Raw genomic sequence first — 17,651 nt, forward strand, 5'->3', positions numbered from 1 at the left:
CGGCTCCCTGGGCGTGCGAGAGCGACGACGCCGGAGCGTACGGAACCGCCGACATGATCACGATCAGCCGGAGGCGGTTCTGTAGGATTTCGGATGATCACAACGCCTCATCATCCTGGAGTACCGGTTTGCCCGATCTCTCTCGCGAACGGCTCCGCGCCTTCGTTGACGCTCCCGCGTTCCACCGCGCCGTCATCGCCGTCATCACGCTGAATGGGATCACACTCGGGCTGGAGACATCGCCCGATCTGGCCGACCGATACCCCGTCGCCTTCCTCGTGATCGACCGGGTCATCATCGCGATCTTCGTCGTCGAGCTCGCCCTGCGCATCGCCGCGCACGGGAAGGCGTTCTTCCGCGATCCGTGGAACTGGTTCGACCTCATCGTCGTCGGCATGGCGCTCGTGCCCGCCTCGGAGTCGTTGTCGATCCTGCGGCTCTTCCGGTTCCTGCGCGTCCTACGGCTGATCTCCGTGGTCCCCAGCATGCGGCGGGTGGTCTCGGCGCTGTTCACCGCGCTTCCGGGGCTGGCTTCGATCCTGGCCCTGCTGTTGCTGTCGCTCTACATGGCGGCCGTCATCGGGGAGCAGCTTTTCCGCGAGGCGGCCCCGCAGTACTTCGGGAACCTCGGCACGTCGCTGTTCACGATGTTCACCGTGCTCACGGTGGAGAACTGGCCGGCGGTCGCCGAAGACGTGATGGCCAAGGAACCGATGGCCTGGATCTTCTTCGCCGCGTTCATCGTGATCACGGCGTTCTTCGTCCTCAACCTGCTCATCGGCGTGATCGTGTCCGCGATGGAGACCGAGGTCAACGCGTCGCGATGGAAGGAAGACCAGGCGCTTGAGCTGGAACAGCACAACGCGGTGATGGGACAGATCCGGGCGCTCACCGAGAAGGTGGACCTGCTGACGGCCAACCTGGCGGCACTCTCGGCCGCCCGCGCCGCCCCAGAGGACGAGCGGGAACTGCTCCCCACCGACGTCGTCGGCGACGGGGTCGTGAGCCGGGACGCGTAGTCGAGGGGTGCCCGCCAGAGTTCAGCCGGCGAACTGCTCCTTCCGGCGCGCGACGAACTCCTCGACCGTCGCCGCCGGCTTCCCGGTGATCTCCTCGACCGTACGGGTCATGCGGTCGTACCGGTTCTCCCGATGCAGGCGGGCCATGGTGGCCAGGTGCTCCTCGACGTGCGTCCCGAGTCCGGACGGCGCGAGCACCTGCTCGGCCCAGGTCTCCCACGGCACGTCGACGTAGGAGACCGGCCTGCCGAGCGCGCGCGAATATTCCGCGGCGACCTCGGTCATGTCCTCGGACCGCGGGCCGGTCAGCTCCAGGACCCGGCCCACGTACGGTCCCGGATCGGCCAGGACGGTCGCGACCACCCGGGCGACGTCGTCGGCCGCGACGGGCGAGGTGCGGCCGGTCCCGAACGGCAGCCGGATCGTGCCGCTCTCCGCGATGGATCGCGCGGCCAGCGTCGTGAACAGCGGGTTGTCCAGGAAGATGGTCGGCCGGACATGCACGACCGGAAGGCCGGACCAGTCGAGCACCTGCTCGGACAGCCAGTGCAACCGCTGCTGGTGCGACTCGCTCGTACTGACCGCGTCCATCTGCGAGACGGTCATCTGCGAGATGGCGACCAGCGCGTCGAGGCCGCCGACGGCCCGCGCCACGGTCGCGACGACGGCCGTGGCCTCCAGGTAGGACGGCGCCACGCTCATGCTGAAGAACATCCGGCGCGTCCCGCCGATGGCCCGCGCCACGTCCGCGGGCCGGGTGAGGTCGCCGACGACGACCTCTGCGCCGAGCGCGCGCAGGGCCGCGGCCCGGTCGTCGTCGTGGTGCGCCATCGCCCGTACGGCCATGCCGCGCCGGAGCAGCAGTTCCAGGACCGTGCGCCCCACACCGCCGACTCCCCCGCCGGCGCCGGTCACCAGGACAAGGTCGGTCTCCGCCATCACAGGCACCCCTTTTCCATCATGAAGGTCCCGCTCGACCGGGGCATGTACCGTACCCGATCAGAACGGCAGGGTGACGCGGTCGACGCACCAGTAGAGGCTGACCGCCACGATGGGGACCGACATCGCGACCGTCACCCACCGGGCGGCGGACGTGCGGCGCAGCAGCGTCAGCAGCGGGAAGAGCACCGCGATGATCGCGAGCTGGGTCGCCTCGATGCCGACGTTGAAGCTCAGGAGCGACAGGAGCAGCCCCCACGACCCGCTCTCGTCGATGTCGAGCGCGCTCGCGAAGCCCAGCCCGTGCACCAGGCCGAAGGCGAAGACGACCGGCAGCCGCCATCTGCCCGCTCTCTCTTCCCCGCGGCCCAGGAGGTTGGCGACGGCCACGACGATGATCGACACGGCGATGACCGGCTCGACGATCCCCGCCGGGACGTCCACGACGCCCATCGCGGCCAGGAGGAACGTGATGCTGTGCGCGACCGTGAAGGCGGAGGCGGTGACGACGACGTCGCGGAGTCGGCGGGCGCCGATGAGCAGCGCGAGCAGGAAGAAGATGTGGTCGAGGCCGGACAGCAGGTGCTCGGCGCCGAGCAGGAAGAACTCCTCGACCTGGTGCGCGGCCCGGCGCTCGCCGGTCCGCAGCGTCGGGTGGGCGGCGGTCAGGACCGCGGAGCCGGTCGTGCCGTCGAGCTGGTATCGGACGATCGTCTCCGTGCTGTGCACGAAGCTCTCGGCGTCGGGGAAGAGCGCGCTGGAGATCGCGTGTTGCCCCGGGCCGTCGCCCGCGCAGTCGTAGTCGAGGGTCACGACCGCGAAGGCCACCTTCTCGCGTTCACGTACGTCCGCGTCGCCCACGGGGACGGGCGTGCACGGCGTGTCGTCGTACGTCACGGCGAAGCGGCGCGTGACGTAGTCGATGACGGCGGCATGGTTGATCTTGAGCTGGCGGAGCTGCTCGGTCCGCCCCTTCGCCTCGTACGCCTCCGCGTACAGCCAGGCCGACTTCATCAGGAGGTCGTATTCCAGGTCGAGCACGGCCCTGACGTCCGGGCCCGTTCCGGTCACCGCGGCGTGGGCCTTCGTGGTCGCGTCGTGCGCCGCCGCCGGAATGGGACGCGCGGCGTCGGCAAGCACGCCGGCGAGCAGGCCGGCCAGCAGGACGGTGAGAACGTGGGCGAGGACGAGGGCGGACAGCCGGCGCCTGCGAGGCATGTCGCGTTCTCCAAAGGTGCGGGGGAATCTGCCAGGGGAACGCCGCCCCGGACCGGGGGTCCGGGGCGGCGGGGATGGGTTTACTTGCGCTGGAACCAGCGGTACATCGGCGAGTCCGGCCCCCAGTCGCCGGAACGGCCGTTCTCGTTCTTCGTGACGAAGACGCTCGGTTCGGACGCGGTCACGCCGCCGCCGGTGGAGCGTGCCGTGACGAACCACGCGTACGCCGTGTCGGCCTTGAGGCGGTCCCAGACCACCGAGGCGACCTGCCCCGACGCGACCGTGCTCGTGCCGACGATCCGGGTGGGCTTGTAGAGCGCCAGCGAGTCGGTCGTGAAGCTCGTCGTACGGGAGGTGAGGTCGACCGGGAGCACCATGTTGTCCTCGCGCCCGTCGTACCGGCGCAGCGGGTCGAACTCGCCGGCGCCGAAGTCATTGAGCAACGGGGAGTAGGTGTCCACGGTCAGCTCCGACCGCTTGACGTTGAACTGCAGCAGGCGGAAGAAGCTCGCGCCGAACTGGAGCTGGTCGTTCGGGTTGTATCCGCCGACCTCGGTGAGCCCGAGGCGGTCGGCCGACACCGTGTAGAACTGGTAGTCCGCAAGCAGCTCGACGACGCCCTTGCCGACCTGGCCCACCTTCGGCTTCACGTTGGTGGCCACGCCGTGCTCGTGCCCGGCGAGGATGAGGAAGACGTTCGGGTTCTTCTCGACCACCGTCTTGTACAGCATCGAGCCGTCGGGAGCCGAGAATCCGGCGCCGCGCCCGTCGGGGTTGGTGCTCGGCACGAGGTAGTCGTGCGAGAGCAGGATGCCGTTGCGGTCGGGGAACCGCTTGAAGATGGAGTCGGCCCACTCGGCCTCCTCCCGCGTGACGCCGTACGAGAGGCCGACCACGACGAAGTCCAGCCCGCCGGCGGAGAACAGGTCGTAGTGGTTCTGGTTGTCGCCCTCCTTCCACGGCCCGCCGTACTCCGCGTGCTGCCAGCCCTGCGCCGCCGTCTGGTACCGGCCGGGGCCGTAGTACTTGTTGTAGATCGCCTCCGGCCCGTCCTCGGTGCCCGACTGGTTGTCGTGGTTGCCGGCGATCACGCCGTTCGGGATGTTGGCCTCGTCCAGCACGCGCTGCTGCCGGGAGGACACCTCGAACTCGCCGACGACCTGCCTCCGCATGGCCTCGTCCGCGGGCTTGCGGATGTTGTTCTCGATGATGTCGCCGGTGTGCGCGACGTAGGAGATCTTGCGCTGGTCCCTGTTGTCCTTGATCCAGTTGACGATGCCGGCGTAGGCGGACTCCCACACCGCGCGCTCCTCGGCGGTCTCCTGCTCCACCGCGCCCTCGGAGATGTACTGGGTGTCGGTGAAGTGGACGATCGAGAAGTCGTACGTGGAGGGGTCGGCGAAGCCGTTCGGGTCGCCGGGGTCGATGTCGTCGGCGAACGGATCCTCACCGGTCACCATGACGTGGACCTGCTGGCCGTCGATGTACTCCGCGCCGACGACGGCGGTGAGCGCGGTGTTGCCCTCGGCCGCGCCGCGGGAGCTCGTCAGGAGATCCCACGCCTTGGTCTTGGTGTTCCACGCGCGCAGGGACGCCAGGCGCTCGGGGTCGATGACGCCCTCCCAGCGCAGGACCGGGGCGTCCACGTGGCCCTTCACCTGGATGTCGAACCGCTGGTAGGTGACGTCCCGGCCGGCGGGCGCGTCGAGGGTCGCGCCGTCGGCGGGTTCGAGCCCCTTGGTCGAGACCTTCTGCTCGCCGGGCACCCGCAGGGTCGTGGGGACGGACGCGGCCACGCCCTGGTACGCCTGGTTCGGGGTCAGGATCTCGGCCTCGGAGAACGTCGCCGTCACCTTGCCGCCGCCGGGCTCGGCCACCTTGGCCGAGAGCGTGACGGACTTCGACACGTCGACGCTGCCCACCGCCGGTGCCAGCTCGGCCGGGACGTCCGGGACGCCCGCCGACTCGAACGCGATCTCACGCGTGGCGGTGTTGCCGAGCCCGTCGGAGCCGGTCACGGCCAGGGTGTGCGCGCCGGGTGACAGCCCCGGGCCCACCTGGGCGCCCAGCGCGATCGGGCGGCCGTCGAGCGTGACGTCCGGCCCGGACACCACGCCGGAGGCGTCCTCGAGCGTGACGTCCAGCACGACCGAGGCGGTGATCTTCTCCCCCACGGCCGGGACACTCGCGGCGACCTTGGGCGCGGTGTTGTCCGTGATCAGCGTACGGGTGGCGGTCTCCCCCGTCGTCGAGGCAGCGGCGATCGTGTGCTTGCCGTCCTTGACGGCGGTGGTGTCGAGGTCCGCGCGGAGGCCGCCGGCGGGCGCGTCCACGAGGAACTCGAGGTCGATCTCGGTGAGCAGGTTCACGTTGTCGCCGCAGTTGCCGTCGCCCATGCTGTACGAGCTCTTGAGCATCTGGCCGGTCGCCTTGCCCCGCACCGGGGTGAGGGCGATGTTCGAGATCGCGAAGTCGTCGCGGTTGGCGCCGCACGACGTCGGATACGTGCCGGTCACGAAATCGATCGTGTTCCAGCCGGGCACGAGGTACTCGTTCGGGAAGGTGAAGTCGACGCGCCGGCTGACGAAGTCGCCGTCGAGCACGACCTTCCGCCCGTTGACGAGCAGGTAGTTCTGGTATCGGGCCTCGATCGAGTTGCTGCCCACGGTGAAGCTGAGGGTCGCGTCACCCGAGCCGAGCGTCTGGACGACGTGCACCGGCCGGGCGTCGATCGTGTAGTGCAGTTCGACCTCGCGGAGGGCGGTCCGGCTGCTGCCGCAGTCGCCGTCGCCCATCTCGTACGACGGCTTGATGTCCTTGCCGGTCACGGTGGCGCCGTCGAGGGCGAGGTCGAGATTCGCGATGGTGAAGTCGTCGCGGTCGATCCCGCAGGACGCCTTGTAGTCCCCGGTCACGACCTTGATCGTGTTGTCGCCGGGTACCAGGAACCGGGCGGGCACCGCGATGGCGACGCGCCGGCCGGCCCAGGAGCCGCCCAGGTCGATGCGCTTTCCGTTGACGAGCAAGAAGTCGTCGTACTTGTCGTCGATCGAGTCGGCGCCCACGTCGAAGCTGAACGTCGCCGCCCCGTTGCCCAGGGTGGCCTTCGTGGCGGGCTCGGCGCCGTCGACGGTGAGGGACGTGACGCCGCCTCCGCTCTCGGCGGGCACGGTCGCGAAGACCGGCTGATCGCCCGCCACGAGCGTGCCGTCCGTGGGCAGCAGCCGGGGCGCCCCGGCCGGAGCGTTGTTCACGGTCACGCTGTTCTTGACGGTGACCCCGGCCGCGGTCTTGGCCGTGATGGTGTGCCCGCCGCCGGTCAGCTTCGTGGTGTCCAGGTCCGCGGCGAGACCCGTGGTGCCCTGCGGGTCGCCCTGAACGAAGAACGTCAGCTTGGCCTGCTTGAGCAGCGAGGTGTTCGAGCCGCAGTTCCCGTCGCCGAAGGAGAGGGTGTACGGGTTGTCCTCGCCGTCCGCGACCTCGCCGAGGAGTTCGAGGCTCAGGTCGGACAGGACGAAGTCGTCGTAGTTGACCCCGCAGGAGCTGTCGATCGACCCGGCGAAGATCTCGATGGTGTTCTCGCCCTTGACGAGGTGCTCGTTCGGGATCTCGATGGTCGCCCGCTCGTTCACGTGGTCGCCGATGTCGCTCCGGTACGCGCCGTTGACGAGCACATAGTTGTGGTACCGCGCCTCGGTCGAGTTCGAGCCGACGTCGAAGCGGAGCCGGGAGACGCCCACGGTCCGGGTGGCGTCGAGCGCGGTGCCGTCCACGGCGAGCTCCGTGACACTGTCACCGGCCTCGGCCGGCACGGCCGCGACCTTGACCGTGCCTTCGAGGTACGAACCGTCGGCGGGGCTGAGGGTGGGAGGGGTGCGAGAGCCGGTCGGCGTCGGGCTGGGACGTCCCCGTCCGGGTTTCCCCGGGTCGGGGTCGGCGTGCGCCGCCGTCACGATGCCGCTGACCAGCAGCGTCGCGACCGCGGCGACCACGGCGAAACGTCCTCGGATCCTTGAGCTTCCCAGCAGCTTTCGGGCTGCCACTGGCTGCATCGGGTGCAGTCCCTTTCATCACGTTCGGATAAAGCGCATATAAAGGCGCTTCGGTCTCGAGCGGACACAGTGGACGGCAGGAGTGAACAGAGTGCGTAAAGTGACTGAAGGGGAGAAGAAATATCGTTTCGACTCACCGATGATCGCGCGAACGCGGCCCCGCGATCCGGACAGAGGCACGGTGTGACGCCCCACTCGCCCTGACGGCGGTGGTCCGCGTCGCCGTACAGTGGGCCATGGGGCACGGCACGGACGCGACTCTCCGAACACTTGCTCGTGCCGGCGGTTCGCGGTCAAGGGGTGAGAGCCATGACCGGACTCAACGTCACCCGGAAACTGATCGGCGCCCATCTCGTGGACGGCGTGATGACGCCCGGGGAAGAGATCGGGCTGCGCATCGACCAGACCCTCACGCAGGACGCGACGGGGACGATGGTGATGCTGGAGCTGGAAGCGCTCGACCTGGATCGGGTGCGCACCCGCACATCGGTACAGTACGTCGATCACAACCTGCTGCAGACCGACGAACGGAACATGGCCGATCATCTGTTCCTGCGTTCGGCCTGCCACCGCTTCGGGGTCTGGTACTCCCGGCCGGGCAACGGCGTGTCACACCCCGCGCACATGCAGCGCTTCGGAGTCCCGGGCGCGTCGATGGTCGGCTCCGACTCCCACACCTGTGCCGCGGGATCGCTGGGCATGCTCGCCGTCGGCGTGGGCGGCCTGGAGGTCGCCATGGCGATGGCGGGGCAACCGCTGTATCTGACGATGCCGGAGATCTGGGGCGTACGCCTGACCGGCGCGCTCCCGCCGTGGGTCTCGGCCAAGGACGTGATCCTGGAGATGCTGCGCCGCCACGGCGTCGACGGCGGAGTGGGCCGCGTCATCGAGTACCACGGACCGGGACTTGCGGCGCTGGCCGCGATGGACCGGCACGTCATCGCCAACATGGGCGCGGAACTCGGCGCGACCACGACCGTGTTCCCCGCCGACGACCAGGTCCGCGCGTTCCTCACCGCCCAGGGGCGAGCGGACGACTTCGTCGAGATACTCCCCGATCCGGACGCCGACTACGACGTCCACGAGGAGATCGACCTGTCCGCCCTGGAACCGCTGATCGCCGCGCCCTCCTCGCCGGGCAACGTCGTCCCCGTACGCGAGGTCGCGGGCGAGGAGGTCCATCAGGTGGTGGTCGGATCGTCGGCCAACCCCGGGTTGCGGGATTTCGCCATCGTCGCCGCCGTCCTGGCCGGTCGCCAGGCGCATCCGCAGGTGTCGGTGGACATCAATCCGACCTCGCGGGAGACCCTCGCCGACCTCACCCGCATGGGGGCCACCCTCGACCTGATCAGGGCCGGCGCGCGGCTCCACCAGGCCGGATGCATGGGGTGCATCGGCATGGGGCAGGCGCCCGCGGTCGGCCGCAACAGCCTGCGCACCATGCCGCGCAACTTCCCCGGCCGGTCGGGGACGAAGGAGGACTCGGTGTGGCTGTGCTCTCCTGAGACGGCGGCGGCCGCCGCGTTGACCGGACGCATCACCGATCCGAGGACGCTGCCCGACCTGCTGGGGATCGAGTATCCCGTCGTGACGTTGCCCGAGCGGGCCTCCGTCGCCGAGGGCATGTTCGAGCCGCCCCTCGCCCCCGCCGAGGCGCGACGGGTCGAACTGGTCAAGGCGCCCAGCATCGGGACACTCCCCGACTTCGACCCGTTGCCGGACCGGCTGCGCGCCCCGGTTCTGATCAAGGTGGGCGACGACGTCTCCACCGACGAGATCCTGCCCGCGGGGGCCCGTGTCCTGCCCTTCCGCAGCGACATCGCGCGGCTCGCCGAGTTCACCTTCAGCCAGATCGACGAGAGCTACGCCGCGCGAGCGCATCAGGCCGGCCCGCACGTCGTCGTCGGGGGCGCCAACTACGGCCAGGGCTCGTCACGCGAACACGCGGTGATCGCGCCCCGCTACCTCGGCCTGCGCGCGGTGATCGCGAAATCGTACGCGCGCATCCACTGGCAGAACCTCGCCAACTTCGGCGTGCTGGCCCTCGAGTTCGCCGACCCGGCGGACTACGACCGCGTCGGCCAAGGCGACGAGCTGTCCCTGGAGGACCTGCGCGGCGCGCTGGAGAGGGGCGGCGACATCACGGTACGCGACACGACCACGGGCGCCGACTTCGTCGTCCGGCACCGCCTGTCCCCCCGTCAGGTCGCGATGGTCCTCGCCGGCGGGCAGATCCCCTTGATCAGGTCCCGCACCGCGACATGAGGACCCGTCCGCGCTGGGTCGTGTCTGACACATCAAGCCCTGCTGCGCGCGGCCCAGACGGCGCCTCGCCGCGTTGACGCCCCACCCACGAAAAGTCCTCGCAGGCTCGGACTTTCCGCGGGGCCCGGGAATGTCGGCCGGAGGATTGATCTCCAGTCGTTCGGTGGCGGTCCAGTGTGCCTGCGTGTCCACCGCAGGGGCGGACGCGCGGCTGGCGGAGATCGTCTCGCTGGAGCACTTTCCGGTACGGCGGCGGCTCCTGCTCTCTCCTGGCCGCGCTCTGCTCGGCCTGCTCATGCGAACCAGAGAGTGCGATCACCGCCGTGGACCAGGACTTCCCGGGGCGGCGGTAGCGCTGGCTGTAGTGCGGAAACACCCACGCGCGGGATCGATCACGAGCTGGTCGCGCCGACATGCTGGATGACATCGCAACCACGTCATCAAGGGAGTTTCCCGATGTCTCAGCATCCTGCCGTCACCTCATGGCTCCATCAGCTCGCCCGTGCCCGGCCCGCCCTGGAAGTCGATCGCGGCCATCCTGCGTGGACGTCCCAGGGCTCGGCGAGGGAGCGGGAGCGGCCCCCTCGGGTGAGGGACGTGGCCATCTACGTGGCCGCGTACTCCTCCCTCGTGATGACGGTGACCTGGACGGGCTGACCGGTGCTCGGCACCGCCGTGCGGCGCTCCGGGCGCATTCCGAGCTTGGCCATCACCCGCAAGGACGCCTTGTTGTCCACGTGGGCGACGCTGACGATCTCGTCCAGCCCCGCCTCACGGAACCCGAAAGCCAGCACCTCACGCGCCGCTTCGGTGGCGTAGCCGCGGCCCCAGTGCGCCCGTCCCAGTCGCCAACCGATCTCCACGGCCGGCATCACCTCCGGCAGGAACTCCGGAACCGTCAGGCCGACCCAACCCGCGAACTCTCCTGTCTCCCGCACCTCCACCGCGAACAGGCCGAACCCGCGCTCCTGCCACCGGCGGCGCAGCCTCACCAGCGCGCCGGCCGTCTGCTCCCGGGCGAGGGGCACGCCGTCACCGATGTACCGCATCACCTCGGGGTCGCCATCCATGGCGGCCAGCGGGTCGAGGTCGTCGTCCCGCCACATCCGCAGCCGCAACCGCTCCGTCAGCCGTTCCACTCCGGGTCCTCCTCGATCGACGAGCCGTGATCGTAACCGCCGCGCGAGGCGCCTGTCGCGGCCGTGCCGGACCTCCGGCACGGCCGCGCAGGGCGGCGGGTCACTCGCCGACGCGATCTCCGGTCTCCAGCAGCCGCCCGCCTGACAGCTCCAGCCAGCGGTCCACCTTGATCTCCGCGAGAAACCGCTCATCGTGGCTGACCACCACGAACGCCCCCTCGTACGCATTGAGGGCGCTCTCCAACTGCCCCACGCTGACCAGGTCGAGGTTGTTCGTGGGCTCGTCAAGCAGCAGAAGCTGGGGCGCCGGCTCCGCGCACAGCACGCAGGCCAGCGTGGCGCGCAGCCGTTCGCCGCCCGACAGCACCCCGACCGGCAGGTGGGCACGGGCGCCTCGGAACAGGAAGCGGGCCAGCAGGTTCATCCGCTCCACCTCGGGCATGCCGGGGGCGAACGCGGCGAGATTCTCCGCCACGGTGCGCTCGACGTCGAGCAGGTCCAGCCGCTGCGACAGGTAGGCCACCCGGCCGTCGGCCCGCCTGGTCGTGCCGCCGTCCGGCTCCAGATCGCCGCCGATCAGGCGCAACAGGGTGGACTTGCCCGCCCCGTTGGGGCCGGTCAGCGCGACGCGCTCGGGTCCGCGGATCGTCAGGTCGACGCCGGGCTCGGCGAACAGGCCGCGGGCCTGGAGGCGTTCGCCGAGGAAGACCGTGCGCCCCGCGGGGACGTTGGTCCCCGGCAGTTGCAGCACGATCTTCTGGTCGTCGCGCAGGGCGCGCCCCGCCTCGTCGAGCCGGGCCTTGGCATCGCTGACGCGGGAGGCGTGCATCTGGCCCGCCCGCCCGGCCGACTCCTGGGCGCCCCGCTTCATGTTGCCGGCGAAGATCCGCGGCAGGCCGGCGCTCTTGAGGTTGCGCGCGGCGTTGCTCGCCCGGCGTTCGGCCCGCTCGCGGGCCTGCTGCATCTCCCGCTTCTCGCGCTTGAGCTCCTGCTCGGCGCTGCGTACGTTCCGCTCGGCGGCCTCCTGCTCGGTGCGCACCGCCTCCTCGTACGCCGTGAAGTCGCCGCCGTAGAAGCGGACCTCGCCCCGGTCGAGTTCGGCGATGCGGTCCATGCGGTCGAGCAGGGCCCGGTCGTGACTGACCACGAGCAGGCAGCCGTTCCAGTCGCCGAGCACGTCGTAGAGCCGGCGGCGCGCGTCGAGGTCGAGGTTGTTCGTCGGCTCGTCGAGCAGCAGGACGTCGGGCCGCTTGAGGAGCTGCGCGGCCAGGCCGAGCGACACGACCTGGCCGCCGCTCAGCGTGCGCAGCGTACGCGCGAACTCGAGGTCGCCGAGGCCGAGCCGGTCGAGCTGGGCTCGGGTGCGCTCCTCGATGTCCCAGTCGTTGCCGATCGTGCTGAAGTGCTCCTCGCTCGCGTCCCCCGATTCGATGGCGTCCAGCGCCGCGATCACGGGGGCGATGCCCAGGACCTCGGCCACGGTCAGGTCGCCGTCGAGCGGCAGGCTCTGCGGGAGGTAACCGAGCACGCCGTCGACGGACACGCTGCCGCCGCCGGGCCGGTACTCACCGGCGATCAGTTTGAGCAGCGTGCTCTTGCCCGCGCCGTTCGGGGCGACGAGGCCCGTACGGCCGCCGCCCACGGTGAAGGACAGATCACTGAAGACGGGCGTGTCGTCGGGCCAGGAAAAGGACAGGTTGGAGCAGATGATGAACGCATCGGACATGCGAGAGACCTCGTAAGCACGTGATCCGGGCGCGGCGAAGCCGCCCGGCAATGGGACAGGTTTCGGGGAATGACGACTACGGCCACGTCGGCGGCGGACATACGCGCCTGCCGGGGCCGATCAACCTCCGGTATCACCCGGAGATGTCGTCTTCACCTGCCACGTCTGGTCTCCTAGCTTCCGCTTACAAGCGTCACACACCATAGCAGCCGTCTGCCGCCCAACGGCAACGGCTTTTTTTGCAGGGCGCAGCCGCCGCGACCGGTCGCAAGTCGGCACGAGCTTGCGGACCCGCTGGCCGGCTCCCGCAAGAAAGTCCCCATCTGGTGACGTGCCGGTGACCGGCCGCAGCGCCTGATCAGGGCGTCAGGCGGAAGAGCGGCCGGCCGCGTGGGTCGTTCTCGGCGTCCAGGGTCTTGTCCCCCAGGAACGCGACGGCATCCGGGTCGAGGAAGACGCGTACGCCCTCCTTCTCGATCACATGGTCTCCGGACCAGGCGTCGCTCGCCAGCGAGAACTCGAGCGCGCCTTCTTCGTCCGGCTTCACGGCGATCCGCAGGCCCGCCCGGTGCGGCAGGTACTCGCCCACGATGAGATCGCGGATCGCCCCGACGGCATTGTCGGTCATCGTCAGCACGGCAGGCTCCTCGATTCTGATGCCGCGGTCCGTCTCGTCCGATGCCGGCCCGCCCGGCGGATCGGGTGCCCTCGGCCCCGGACATGCCGTAGGCCCGCGCTCCCGCCGCCGGTGGGCGAGGACACTCTCGCGCCCCCTGCCCCGAGCCATCCCGATCAAACGGTGTCGCCGCCGCGCCAACAGGGGCGGTCCGGCCGCCCCTCGGTCCGCGGGGGCCGGCCGCGCACGGGGTGTCCACGACGCTCTTCCGCGTGCGGTCGTAGACTCGAAGCCGAACCCGCACCCACCTTCTCGTCGATGACGAGGCCGGCCGCGTCACACGGATCGGGGACGACGACGTTCGCCCGGGGCGGCGAGCCCGCCGGGCGATCAACGCTCAGACGGGGGAAATATGCGTATCGGCAATGTCTATCGGCCAATGATCTTCGGCTGCCGGGCGGACGAACGGTTGCCCGAGGTGGCCCGGCACATGGTGGAGAAGAAGGTCGGCGCGCTGGCCGTGCTCGACGGCGACGAGGTCACCGGAATAATCACAGAGCGGGACCTGGTGGCGGCGATGGCCACGTTCAGCGACCCGGCCTCCGTGAACGCCGCCGCATGCGCCAAGACCGAGGTGAAGACCGCGGGCCTGGACGAGGACTCGCGTGAGGTCGCCCGGCGGATGCTGGACGCTGGCATCCGCCATCTGCCCGTGGAGCAGGACGGACGCATGGTGGGCATGGTGTCGATGCGCGATCTCCTCGCTCTGGAGACGTGGGCGTCGTGAGGCGCCCCACCGCGTGACACCGGCGCGGTCACGACGATGGCCGTGCTGGGCGAGATCGTAGCGAACGACATGCTCGCGGCGATCTCCACGCTGTGGGCGGCCGACCGGTGGGTCAGGCCAGGGGCCGGGACCTGAGCTGCCGTTTCTGGATCTTTCCCGAACCGGTCTTGGGCAGGCTGTCCACCATCTCGAAGTAGCGCGGGATCTTGTACTTGGCCAGCCTGCCGAGCAAGAACGCGCGCAACTCGTCGCCGGTGGCGTCCACGCCGGGGCGGCGGACCACGAACGCCCGGCCGACCTCCCCCCACGTGGGGTCGGGCACCCCGACCACGGCGGCCTCGGCCACGGCCGGATGCTCGAACAGCACGCCCTCGACCTCGGCCGGATAGACGTTCTCACCCCCTGAGATGAACATGTCCTTGACCCGGTCCACGATGTAGAGGTGGCCCTCCCCGTCGAGGGTCGCGATGTCACCGGACCGGAACCAGCCCCCGTCGAGGAAGGCGGCGGCGGTCGCCTCCGGGTTGCGCCAGTAGCCGGGGGTCACGTTCGGCCCCTGGATGAGCACCTCCCCCGGCTCGCCGATCTCCACGTCGGTGAGGTCACTCCTGACCACGCGTACGTTGGCGAAGAAGACCGGGACTCCGGCGGAGCCGACCTTGCGCGCACTCTCCTCGGCCTCGAGGAAGGTCGCGCCGGGCGCGGTCTCGGTGAGGCCGTACCCCTGGCAGAACACCAGGCCGCGCTCCTGGTACGTCCGGATCAGCGCGCCCGGGATGGCCGCCCCGCCGGACATCAGGTTGCGCAGCGAGGACAGGTCGGCTCCGGCCCACCGGGGCGACCTGGCGAACGCGGCGAACATCGTGGTCACCCCGAACATCCAGGTGACGCCGTGCTTCTCGATGAGGTCGTAGCACGCGTCCACGTCCCAGGACGACATGATCACCGAGCAGCCGCCCTTCACGAACGTGGGCAGCAGCGTCTGGTCGAGCGCCGCGACGTGGAACAACGGCGCGCTGATCAGCGTCACCTCGTCGCTCGCCACGTCGACGCCGATCATGATGTTGAAGGTGTTCCACACCAGGTTGGCATGGCTGAGCATCGCGCCCTTGGGACGGCCGGTGGTGCCGGAGGTGTACAGGATGAGGGCGATGTCGTCGAGGGCCACCGGCACGTCGATCGGGGTGGCGTCGCCCGCGGACAGCCACGTCTCGTACTCGTGCTCGCCGGGCGCGGGCGACGCCAGCGCCACGACCGTACGCAGGTCCGGCATGTCCGGCAGCGTGCGCACCGCCTCGGCGCACTCGGGCGCGTAGACCAGGACCGACGCCCCCGAGTCGCGCAGCATGTACGCGATCTCGGGCGCCGCCAGCCGGAAGTTCAGCGGCACGAAGATCCCGCCGAGGACGTGCGTGGCGAACATGGTCTCCGCGAAGGCGATGTCGTTGGGCCCGAGGTAGGCCACCCGGTCACCGGCCCGCACCCCGGCCTCGCGCAGCCGCCAGGCCAGCCTCGTCGTGCGCTCGTGCACCTCGGCGTAGCGGAGGGACCGGTCGCCGAAGACGAACGCCCTGCGGTTCGGCGTCATCTGGGCCCGGCGGGCCGGCCATCCTCCCACTCCGGCGTTCAGCATCACGTACTCCTGTCAGGAAGAAGGGGGGCGCCATGCCGGACGCCGGCACGGCGGGATCGGGCACAGGGGGTCGGAGACGTCGGAGGCAGGGGCGGGAAGGGTCGCACCGCGTCAGCGCGCCGTCCGGTCACTTCTGGCCGCCGAGCCCGAGCAGGCGTACGGCGTTGTCCTTCAAGATCTTCGGACGGACCTCCGGCTTGACCTCCAGCTTGTCGAAGTCGGCCAGCCAGCGGTCCGGGGTGATCACCGGATAGTCGGAGCCGAAGAGCACCTTCTCCTTCAGCAGCGTGTTCGCGTACCGCACGAGCTGCGGCGGGAAGTACTTCGGCGACCAGCCGGACAGGTCGATGTAGACGTACGGCTTGTGCGTGGCGACGGCGAGGGCCTCGTCCTGCCACGGGAAGGACGGGTGGGCGAGGATGATCCGCAGCTCGGGGAAGTCCACCGCGACGTCGTCGACCAGCATCGGGTTGGCGTACTTCAGCCGGATGCCGCCTCCCCCCGGGACGCCCGCGCCGATGCCGGTCTGGCCGGTGTGGAACAGCGCGACCGCGCCCAGCTCCTCGATGACCGCATACAGCGGGTACGCCACCGGATCGTTGGGAGCGATGCCCTGGATGCTCGGATGGAACTTGAACCCGCGCACCCCGTACTCCTCGACCAGCCGACGCGCCTCACGCACCCCGGCCCTGCCCTTCCAGGGGTCCACGCTGGCGAACGGGATGAGCACGTCGGCGTGCTCGGCGCAGCTCTCGGCGATCTCCTCGTTGGAGATGCGCGGGTGGCCGGTGGCGTGCTCGGCGTCCACGGTGAACACCACCGCGGCCATCTTCCGCTCCCGGTAGTAGGCGGCCATCTCGGGAATGGTCGGCTGCCGGTGCGCGTGCGCCTTGAAGTAGTCCGCCGAGGCCCCGAACAGCTCCGGGCTCAGCGAGCCGTGCCCGTCCTTGGAGATCTCCGCGTGGGTGTGGACGTCGATCGCGACCAGGTCGGCGACGTTCATGGCTGCTCCGGTCATCTCAAGCCCCCTGACCGTCCGAAGCGGGAGCCTTCGGCGCCGGGATTCCGTACGTCTCGGGGTCGGCGCCGACGCCGGTCTTCCACGACTCGGCGATGGCGTCCGCGCACCCGAGGCCGCGGCCGGCCCCCGTGACGACGGCCACCTTGCCCGACAGATCCATCGCTTCCTCCTTCTCTCCTGGTCGCGTCGAACTTTCGCCGAATATTCGCCGCCGCCCGCGATCAGGTCGCGGCCGCCGCCGGGGCCGCGTCGTGGAGGGCGGCGAGGTACCGCTCCGCGTCAAGCGCGGCGGCGCAGCCGGTGCCCGCGGCGGTGACCGCCTGCCGGTAGTACCGGTCGACCAGGTCGCCGCAGGCGAACACGCCGGTCAGGTTCGTCCGGGTGGACGGGTGGTCCACCCGCACGTAGCCGTCGTCGTCCAGGTCCACCTGGCCGGTCAGCAGCTCGGAGCGGGGGTCGTGGCCGATCGCGACGAACAGTCCGGCCACCTCGACCTCGCGCCGCTCCCCCGTAGCGGTGTCGGCCAGCGTCACCCCGGTCAGCCGGTCCTCGCCGTGCAGCTCCGCGACCACCGAGTTCCAGGCGAACTCGATCTTCGGGTCGGCGAGCGCGCGTTCCTGCATGATCTTCGAGGCGCGCAGCTCGCCGCGCCGGTGCACCAAGGTGACCTTCGCGGCGAACCTGGTCAGGAAGGTGGCCTCCTCCAGCGCGGAGTCGCCGCCGCCCACGACCATGATGTTCCGGTCCCTGAAGAAGAAGCCGTCGCAGGTGGCGCACCAGGAGACACCGTGCCCGGACAGCCGGTCCTCGCCGGGCAGCCCGAGCTTGCGGTAGCCCGAGCCCATGGCGAGGATCACCGACCTGGCCCGGTGCTCGCGGCCCGAGCCGTCCACCACGGTCTTGACCTCGCCGGTCAGCGCCACCTCGGTGACGTCGTCGGCGACCAGGTCGGCGCCGAACCGCTCGGCCTGGGCCCGCATGCCCTCCATCAGCTCGGGCCCCATGATCCCGCCCGGGAAGCCGGGGAAGTTCTCCACCTCGGTGGTGTTCATCAGCGCGCCGCCCGCCGTCACCGACCCGGTGAAGACCAGCGGCCGCAGGTCGGCCCTGGCCGCGTACACGGCGGCGGTGTACCCGGCCGGGCCCGAGCCGATGACGATGACATCACGTACGTCGAGGTCCATGCCCCACTCCTCGGTCTCGGCGGGGGCCCGCCCCGCGTGCGTCGATCGCCGG

13 protein-coding genes are annotated in these 17,651 nt (G+C 70.2%); 3 read left to right on the top strand and 10 right to left on the bottom strand.

The annotated features are described in order from the left end of the window. Nucleotides 1-128 precede the first annotated feature (128 nt). Nucleotides 129-1,019, top strand: coding sequence for an ion transporter (locus AWQ68_RS29220; RefSeq protein WP_066946252.1), 891 nt, complete (start codon nucleotides 129-131; stop codon nucleotides 1,017-1,019). Nucleotides 1,020-1,040: 21 nt separating this feature from the next. On the opposite strand, the gene AWQ68_RS29225 is transcribed toward AWQ68_RS29220, so the two are convergent. From AWQ68_RS29225 to AWQ68_RS29235, 3 genes are all read right to left on the bottom strand, one after another. Continuing rightward, complete coding sequence (locus AWQ68_RS29225) at nucleotides 1,041-1,958, bottom strand: NmrA family NAD(P)-binding protein (protein WP_066946255.1); 918 nt, start codon at nucleotides 1,956-1,958, stop codon at nucleotides 1,041-1,043. A gap of 60 nt (nucleotides 1,959-2,018) precedes the next feature. Then, nucleotides 2,019-3,176 carry a HupE/UreJ family protein gene (locus AWQ68_RS29230; RefSeq protein ID WP_066946258.1) on the bottom strand — a complete coding sequence of 386 codons (1,158 nt, stop codon included), beginning with the start codon at nucleotides 3,174-3,176 and terminating at the stop codon, nucleotides 2,019-2,021. Nucleotides 3,177-3,256: 80 nt separating this feature from the next. Further along, nucleotides 3,257-7,168 carry a metallophosphoesterase gene (locus AWQ68_RS29235; RefSeq protein WP_066946261.1) on the bottom strand — a complete coding sequence of 1,304 codons (3,912 nt, stop codon included), beginning with the start codon at nucleotides 7,166-7,168 and terminating at the stop codon, nucleotides 3,257-3,259. A 369-nt stretch (nucleotides 7,169-7,537) separates the two neighbouring features. On the opposite strand from AWQ68_RS29235, the gene AWQ68_RS29240 reads away from it, so the two are divergent. Beyond that, nucleotides 7,538-9,493 carry an aconitate hydratase gene (locus AWQ68_RS29240; RefSeq protein WP_066946264.1) on the top strand — a complete coding sequence of 652 codons (1,956 nt, stop codon included), beginning with the start codon at nucleotides 7,538-7,540 and terminating at the stop codon, nucleotides 9,491-9,493. Nucleotides 9,494-10,098: 605 nt separating this feature from the next. On the opposite strand, the gene AWQ68_RS29245 is transcribed toward AWQ68_RS29240, so the two are convergent. The 3 genes from AWQ68_RS29245 to AWQ68_RS29255 all read right to left on the bottom strand — a co-directional run bounded on the left by AWQ68_RS29245 (nucleotide 10,099) and on the right by AWQ68_RS29255 (nucleotide 12,995). Further along, nucleotides 10,099-10,632, bottom strand: coding sequence for a GNAT family N-acetyltransferase (locus AWQ68_RS29245; RefSeq protein ID WP_218007085.1), 534 nt, complete (start codon nucleotides 10,630-10,632; stop codon nucleotides 10,099-10,101). A 100-nt stretch (nucleotides 10,633-10,732) separates the two neighbouring features. Then, a complete protein-coding gene (locus AWQ68_RS29250; protein WP_066946267.1) occupies nucleotides 10,733-12,358 on the bottom strand; it encodes an ABC-F family ATP-binding cassette domain-containing protein in 1,626 nt (541 codons plus the stop codon). Nucleotides 12,359-12,716: 358 nt separating this feature from the next. Next, nucleotides 12,717-12,995, bottom strand: a complete 279-nt coding sequence (locus tag AWQ68_RS29255) for a HesB/IscA family protein (RefSeq protein WP_066946270.1) — start codon at nucleotides 12,993-12,995, stop codon at nucleotides 12,717-12,719. Nucleotides 12,996-13,386: 391 nt separating this feature from the next. Here AWQ68_RS29255 and AWQ68_RS29260 point away from each other — a divergent pair, with 391 nt between their 5' ends. Continuing rightward, the gene (locus tag AWQ68_RS29260; RefSeq protein ID WP_066946273.1) at nucleotides 13,387-13,761 is read left to right on the top strand and encodes a CBS domain-containing protein; all 375 of its coding nucleotides are present in this window, start codon (nucleotides 13,387-13,389) and stop codon (nucleotides 13,759-13,761) included. A 112-nt stretch (nucleotides 13,762-13,873) separates the two neighbouring features. Here the strand turns inward: AWQ68_RS29260 and AWQ68_RS29265 are convergent, their stop codons facing one another. From AWQ68_RS29265 to trxB, 4 genes are all read right to left on the bottom strand, one after another. Beyond that, on the bottom strand, nucleotides 13,874-15,394 hold the full coding sequence (locus tag AWQ68_RS29265; protein ID WP_066946276.1) for an acyl-CoA synthetase: 1,521 nt from the start codon (nucleotides 15,392-15,394) through the stop codon (nucleotides 13,874-13,876). 127 nt (nucleotides 15,395-15,521) lie between these two features. After that, nucleotides 15,522-16,412 carry an amidohydrolase family protein gene (locus tag AWQ68_RS29270; protein WP_084464519.1) on the bottom strand — a complete coding sequence of 297 codons (891 nt, stop codon included), beginning with the start codon at nucleotides 16,410-16,412 and terminating at the stop codon, nucleotides 15,522-15,524. A 1-nt stretch (nucleotide 16,413) separates the two neighbouring features. Then, nucleotides 16,414-16,575, bottom strand: a complete 162-nt coding sequence (locus AWQ68_RS44400) for a hypothetical protein (RefSeq protein ID WP_218007086.1) — start codon at nucleotides 16,573-16,575, stop codon at nucleotides 16,414-16,416. Between the two features lie 61 nt (nucleotides 16,576-16,636). Further along, nucleotides 16,637-17,599 (bottom strand): thioredoxin-disulfide reductase, encoded by a 963-nt coding sequence (gene trxB / locus AWQ68_RS29275; protein WP_066946281.1) that lies wholly within the window; start codon nucleotides 17,597-17,599, stop codon nucleotides 16,637-16,639. Nucleotides 17,600-17,651: the final 52 nt, after the last annotated feature.

This window comes from Microtetraspora fusca, assembly GCF_001570365.1.
Lineage (GTDB): Bacteria > Actinomycetota > Actinomycetes > Streptosporangiales > Streptosporangiaceae > Microtetraspora > Microtetraspora fusca.

Bases quoted from the DNA above. Each gene is read 5' to 3' on its own strand.
- AWQ68_RS29225 (WP_066946255.1), bottom strand. From the start codon at position 1,958: ATGGCGGAGACCGACCTTGTCCTGGTGACCGGCGCCGGCGGGGGAGTC.
- AWQ68_RS29230 (WP_066946258.1), bottom strand. From the start codon at position 3,176: ATGCCTCGCAGGCGCCGGCTGTCCGCCCTCGTCCTCGCCCACGTTCTC.
- AWQ68_RS29240 (WP_066946264.1), top strand. From the start codon at position 7,538: ATGACCGGACTCAACGTCACCCGGAAACTGATCGGCGCCCATCTCGTG.
- AWQ68_RS29250 (WP_066946267.1), bottom strand. From the start codon at position 12,358: ATGTCCGATGCGTTCATCATCTGCTCCAACCTGTCCTTTTCCTGGCCC.
- AWQ68_RS29260 (WP_066946273.1), top strand. From the start codon at position 13,387: ATGCGTATCGGCAATGTCTATCGGCCAATGATCTTCGGCTGCCGGGCG.
- AWQ68_RS29265 (WP_066946276.1), bottom strand. From the start codon at position 15,394: ATGCTGAACGCCGGAGTGGGAGGATGGCCGGCCCGCCGGGCCCAGATG.
- AWQ68_RS29270 (WP_084464519.1), bottom strand. From the start codon at position 16,412: ATGACCGGAGCAGCCATGAACGTCGCCGACCTGGTCGCGATCGACGTC.
- AWQ68_RS44400 (WP_218007086.1), bottom strand. From the start codon at position 16,575: ATGGATCTGTCGGGCAAGGTGGCCGTCGTCACGGGGGCCGGCCGCGGC.
- trxB (WP_066946281.1), bottom strand. From the start codon at position 17,599: ATGGACCTCGACGTACGTGATGTCATCGTCATCGGCTCGGGCCCGGCC.